The 6,016-nt window shown below is 64.5% G+C and carries 1 protein-coding gene; it reads right to left on the minus strand.

What is annotated here, in order from left to right; translation table 11 throughout:
* Window positions 1–5: 5 nt before the first annotated feature.
* Window positions 6–5,069, minus strand: coding sequence for a DUF6531 domain-containing protein (locus ACWEKM_RS36925; protein WP_451625650.1), 5,064 nt, complete (start codon window positions 5,067–5,069; stop codon window positions 6–8).
* Window positions 5,070–6,016 lie beyond the last annotated feature (947 nt).

Genomic DNA, 6,016 nt, shown 5'->3' on the forward strand with positions numbered 1-6,016 from the left:
ACGCCTCACCCGAGCCTTCGCGCGTGCTTCAGTACAGGATTCTGCGCCAGGGCTCTGGGCTGGACGATGATCAGCTCCCAGCCGTGACTGACGGTCCTCCGACCGTACTGGATGCCTTGCCTGGTCGCATCATCCACGGCCCGGACGAGGGAGACCAGCATCTCTTCCGTCTTCAGGTTTCGAGAAAAGCTGTTGTGCATGATCTCCTCGACGATGTGCTTGGTCGCGTTCGGGTTGACCCAGATTCGGTGTCCGCTAGCGGTCAGCAGGTTGAAGGACCTCGGCAGTATTGTGCCAGCGTAGACAGGCTGCGTTGCTGCGATTCGTGTCCACACGGAGGCGGTGGCGTACTCCACCCCTTCCAGGGCGAGATGCCTGCCGCCTGCGACGGGGAAAGGCACCATGCTTGCGTACAGGCCGGTGTTGTAGGCGGGTGGGCAGGTGACCTGGGCGCCGGTGAGGTAGCTGAAGGTTCCGAGGGTCATGCCGTCGAGCAGGCCGAGGCCCGCTTGGCCTGTGACTTCGACTGCGCCTCTGGTGACCTTATCGGAGAGGTTCTTGGCCGATTGCACGATGGGCGCCTGGGTCGCGGTTTCGCGGTCTTCCTTCGCGCAGTTGTTGTTCCAGCCCCAGTTGCCGGTGAAGACGTCCTTCATTTGTGTTGCGATGCTGCACATGCCGCTGGGGTCGACGCGGCTGGTCGGCATGTTCTCGACGTAGGCGTACGACTGTGTGTGCGGCGTCTGCGTACCCGAGGCATAGGGGTCGCGGCTGGTGAAGCGGCCGGTGCCCGGGTCGTAGTTGCGGGCGCGGAGGTTGATGCTCGTGGCGACCGCGTCGTAGTCGTTCTTGATGGTCTGGTCGGTGTACTCACCCGTGAACCCGAAGTGGTTGACCGGTGCGTCCTCGGCGCCGATGTTGAGGTTCGTGGGGTACTCACCGAATGGGCCGAAGATGTACTCGGCCGTGGCGCCGCCGGTGGAGTTGGTGATGTTGGTGACCGAGCCGATCAGGTCGTGCTGGTAGGAGAAGGTGCCGTTGGGCTGCTTGGTGGACTCGATCTGACTGAGTTCGTTGTAGGTGTAGGCGGCCGTCCAGGCGGTTCCGGAGATGCTTTCCCCGGCCAAGACAGGCAGTTCGTTGTTGATGTCCCAGGTGTATGACGTCGTGGTGGTGCCCTTGACCGCACTGGCGCGGTTTCCGTCGGCGTCGTACGTGTAGGTGGTCGTTCCCTTGGACTTGAGCTGGTTTGCGGCGTTGTAGGTGAGGGTCTCGACTCCGTTGGTGGTCTGGTTTCCGTCGGCGTCGTAGGTGTAGCTGGTGGTGCTGGCTCCGGTGGCTGCTTTGGTGAGCTGGTCTGCGGCGTCGTATGTGTAGTTGGTGGTGCTGTTGGGAGCGGTCCGGGTCAGACGGTTGCCGACCTTGTCGTAGGCATAGATCGTGGTGGGTGATCCGGCCGGGCAGGTGTCGGCCTTGGTGGGCGAGGAGCAGTCGCCCTTCAGTCGTCCAGCCTGGTCGTAGGTGTAGTACTCCGACTGCGTCGCGGTCGTGCCTACGTGGTCGACTCGTTGGGGCCGGCCGTCCTCATCGAGGACGCCGTGCCAGGACGCCAGCGTCTCGGTGGTGTTGGAGGTGATGACGTCGGTGAGCCGCAGGCTGCGGTCGTAAGTCCTGGATTCTGTGTAGCCGTTGGGCTGGGTGGTGCCGGTCAGCAGGCCCGGAAAAGCGTGGGCGTACGTGGTTTTCAGGCCGTTGGTGGTGGCTGTAGCGCGGTCGCCGTCGGAGTTGTAGGTGTACGTGGTCTGCTGGCCGTCCGGATAGGTGCGGCTGGTCAGTTGTCCGGCGTCGTCGTAGCCGTAGGTGAAGGCCTTGCTGCCTGGCAGGCTGACGGTGGTCAGCCTGCCATTGTTGTCGTAGCCGAAGGTGCGTGTGCCGGTGGCGTCGACGATCTGGTGGCGGTTGCCGACAGCGTCGTAGCCGGTGGTCGTCGCCGGGGTCGAGTCGCTGTAACTGGTGGCCGTGGGCCGGTTCAGGGCGTCGAAGGTGCTCGTGGCGACCGTGCCTCGGGCGTTGGTCGCCTTGTCGAGGTTGCCGTCGGCGTCGTAGTGGTAGCCGACGGTGCGCTCCAGCGGATCTGTGACCGACGTCAGACGGTGCACGGGATCGTAGCCGTAGGTGGTGGTGTGCTGGTTGGCGTCGGTGCGGGTGTGTATGTTGCCGGCGGTGTCGTAGGTGTAGGCGGTGGTTCCGTCGTCGGGAGCGGTGACCGTCTTGATGCGCCGCAGGGGGTCGTAGGCGTAGGTCGTACGGCGGTTACTGGCGTCCTGTGCGGTTGTCAGCAGGTTGAGGCTGTTGTACTCGCGGATCTGCTGATGACCGTAGGGGTCGGTGATGCTGGTCTGGTTGCCCGCGGCGTCGTAGCCGAACTTGGTGGTGTAGTCCGTCGGCGTGTTGTTGGTGAAGTAGCCGCGCGGGTCGGTCTCCGCTTCCAGGAGGCCGTCGTCGTTGTAGGCCCAGGTGTACTTGCGCGTGAGGTGGGACGTCTGCAAGGTGCGGTTGCCGTCGGCGTCGTAGCCGTACGTGGTGACCTTGTTGAGCGGATTGGTGACCGTCTCCAGGAGATCGGCCGGTGTGTAGGTGAACTTGGTGATCTTGCCACGTGCGTCGGTGACCTGGTTGACGTTGCCGTTGGGGTCGTAGCCTGTCGTCGTGGCGTGATTCAGTGCGTCGGTGACCTTGGTGGGGCGGTTGAGGTCGTCGTACTCGGTGGTGGTCACCGCGCCCATCGGGTCGACAGACCTGGTCACGTTGCCGTTGGCGTCGTAGCCGTACGTGGTGGTGTACTTCGCCGGGTCCGCGCCCGACACGTTGCCGCGGGGCGAGGTGAGGGAGACCAGACGGTTGGCCTTGTCGTAGACGTATGTGGTCTTGCCGCCCGCCGCGTCGACTTCGGAAACGACGTTTCCGTTGGCGTCATAGCCGGTGCTCTCGGCCGAGCCGTCCGGAGCCGTCACCGAGGTGAGGCGGTTGAACTTGTCGTAGCCGTAGACGGTGACCTGCTGGGTGGCGTCGGTCACCTTCGTCTGGTTGCCGTTGTCGTCGTACTCGTAGGCGGTCACCTGACCGGCCGGATCCGTCACCTTCTCCAGGTGGCCTGCCGCGTTGTACCCGAATGTGGTGGTGTACTTTGCCGGATCCGCGCCCGACACGTTGCCGCGCGGGTCGGTCATGGTGAGTACGCGTCCTGCAACGTCGTAGGTGTAGGTGGTCTTTGCGCCCGATGGTGCAGTCTGGGAGGTCAGGTTTCCCTTCGTGTCGTAGCCGAAGGAGGTGGGTTTGCCCCGCGGGGATGTCGACGTGGCGATCTGCCCCGCCGCGTTGTACGTGTACGAGGTCTTTCCCTTCCGGCCGTCGACCGAGGTCAGCCGCTGGTCACCGTCGTAGTCGTAGGTGGTCTTCGCACCGCGGGCGTTGGTGAAGGTGGCGATGTTGTGGGAGGTGTTGTAGGTCCACGACTCGGTGACTCCTCCGCCGCTGCGGCTCAGCAGACCGCCGGCGGAGTCGTACGACATGGTTGTGGACCGGCCCCGCGGGTCCGTGACGCGGGTGAGCCGCATGTTGGCGTCGTACACGTAGGAGGTGACGTTGCCGAGCGGGTCGATGCGGTTGCGCAGCAGGCTGCCGGTGTAAAGGTCCGTCCAGATACCGCCGTTGGGATCCTGGTAGTCGGTCTCCAGAGTCGCCCGGGTGAACGTTGCTGTCCTGCCTTCGGCGTCGGTGTGCTTCACCACACGACCACTGCCGTCATACTCGACGTCCATGACCTTTCGCCCGGCCGGGTCGGTGACGCTGGTCAGCCGGCCGACGCCGTAGCCGTAGACGAAGGTTCCGCCGTCGGCCCCCGTCGCGGAAGTGAGCAGCCTGTCCGTATAGCCGTAGCTGACGCTCCGACCGCCGGGCAGTTCAGCCGCCTTCAGGAGGTGGGTATCGGGATCGATAGTCAGGTCGATCACATGCCCGGCAGCATCCGTCACCGTGTCGAGGTCCGCACCCGAGTATGCAAAAGTCAGGCCCTTGCCCGCGGCGTCCAGCCAGTTGGTGAGTCGGCCGCTGCCATCGAACGTGAGCTTGTCGTGGCTGCCGCTCGTCAGTGTGAACCCGCTCGTGGCCGATCCCGTCAGCGTCGCCGTCACCCCGAGGGAAGAAGCGGTATAGACGCCCGTGGTCGCGTTCTTGGCGTAGGTGATCCGGGCACCGCTGTCGGCGACATACACCGCCTTGGTGTCGGCCACTTCGAGGTGCACGTCGTACGCGGAGGACCAGCCCCTGCCGAGGATACCTGACGCGCTGTTGTTGGAGGAGTAGGTCCTCCGCAACGCGAACGCCACACCAGGTGCCGGCACCTGGGCGTCCACAGCGGACTCCGTCTGGGCACCGGTCGCCGTGTTCACCGGGTCCCCGAGGTAGCCCTGGAACGGCATCCGGCCCGTGCTGTCGAAACAGCCGCAGCCATACGTCTCAGATCCGGGGACCGTCACGGGGCGTCCCATGGCCGCGATGTTCGGGCCCTTCGCCTCGGCACTCCAACCGGTGGCGCACCCCGTGCCGAGAGGGTCCGCGTATGTTCCCCGGTCCGCGGACACGGAGACCTTCATGTAGTACTCGACACCCTGAGTCAGGATCGTCGGATCGTCGACCTCCCCGTTGAGCGTCTTCCCGGACCAGTCATTCGTCCCGTCAGGGTCCGAATCGCACCACTGCTTGATCAACGCGTTGTCCGAGGCCCGGTAAAGAGCTTGGTGGATCGACTCGGTCCCCACCGGAGTGTCGAACTTGACGTTGCCCCACTCCACGTCGAAGCCGAACCACCCATGCGGGGCCACACGCAGATTCGTAGGAGCCGCGATCGCCGCTGCCGCGGCACTGACGGACTCGTGCTTCACTGCCTTGGCGTCAGGCGCTGCACCGCTGCTCGCCAGGGTTTTGGTCCCCGGGAGCCTGACGAACTCCCCGGGCTTCTCCGATGCCCGCAACGCTTCGACCTGAGCACGGCGTTCCTTGAGCGTCATGGGACGCTCCGACTTCAGTACCTTCGACGTGCGCCCTGCCGGGCCATTCTTGGCAGTAGGCGCATTCTCAGCCGCTGCCACAGGTCCCGCCGATAGTGCTCCGCCGCCCATCACCAGGGAGAGCACCGTCACAGCTACGAACGACCGGACAGCAACAGAAGACGTTCGCAACCTACGTCTTGCGCGGCCCCACACAGACAGAACCACCGCACAGCCCCCACTTCAATACGAGAGTCACAAGATCTCCACGGATGGTGGGACTGTAACCCTTGATGTGAAGGACATGTCAATGACAGGGTTTCGGTCGCGGAGTGGCAGGGATTTCAAGCCAAGGCTCCATGAAGTGCGCTAACCCTGTTGCTGTCAATCCCCCGGAAACGTGGAGGACTTCCTTATGCGGCTTGAGCGTCCTGTTGCGAGCGGGACCGCGCTTCGGCGACGGTTCGCTCGAACTCCACCGGAGCCAGTCCGCTGGCCGCGCTGTGCCTCTGGGGCGACCGAAGATCGCAACCAGGTCACCCGCCTGTACATGAAGCTGGAGCGCAGCGTGGCGGTCGCCCTCTGGGGCGACCGAGGATCGCAACGTGATGGTCTGCTCGATCGTCCCGACCATCGTTCGGTCGGTTGTGAGAGATCCGCAAGGCCCCCGGAGCGCGTCCACGGCGGCAGGAAACGATCAAGTCGAGTAGCTTCGTGCACCACACCTGTTGCATCCGCTATAGTGTTCGATATTGTTCCTGAGCTGCGAAAACTCCAGTCGCAGGCTCGTGGCGCCCCGGAGAATGGTCGGTGACTTCGACCCATGGTGTCCGAGGAGATCGCTAGTGCTCCGCCGCCCAGCTGCGACAGGTCGGTGTGTTTGCCCAGGTCGGCACTCCAGCGTTCCCGCCCGGTGATCGCGTCGAGTCCGCGGACTCTGTCGTCGGCGTCGATACACAGGGTGCGGC

Source organism: Streptomyces sp. NPDC004752 (assembly GCF_053601275.1).

Coding starts and splice junctions, on each gene's coding strand:
- ACWEKM_RS36925 (WP_451625650.1), bottom strand. CDS start 5,069: ATGACGCTCAAGGAACGCCGTGCTCAGGTCGAAGCGTTGCGGGCATCG.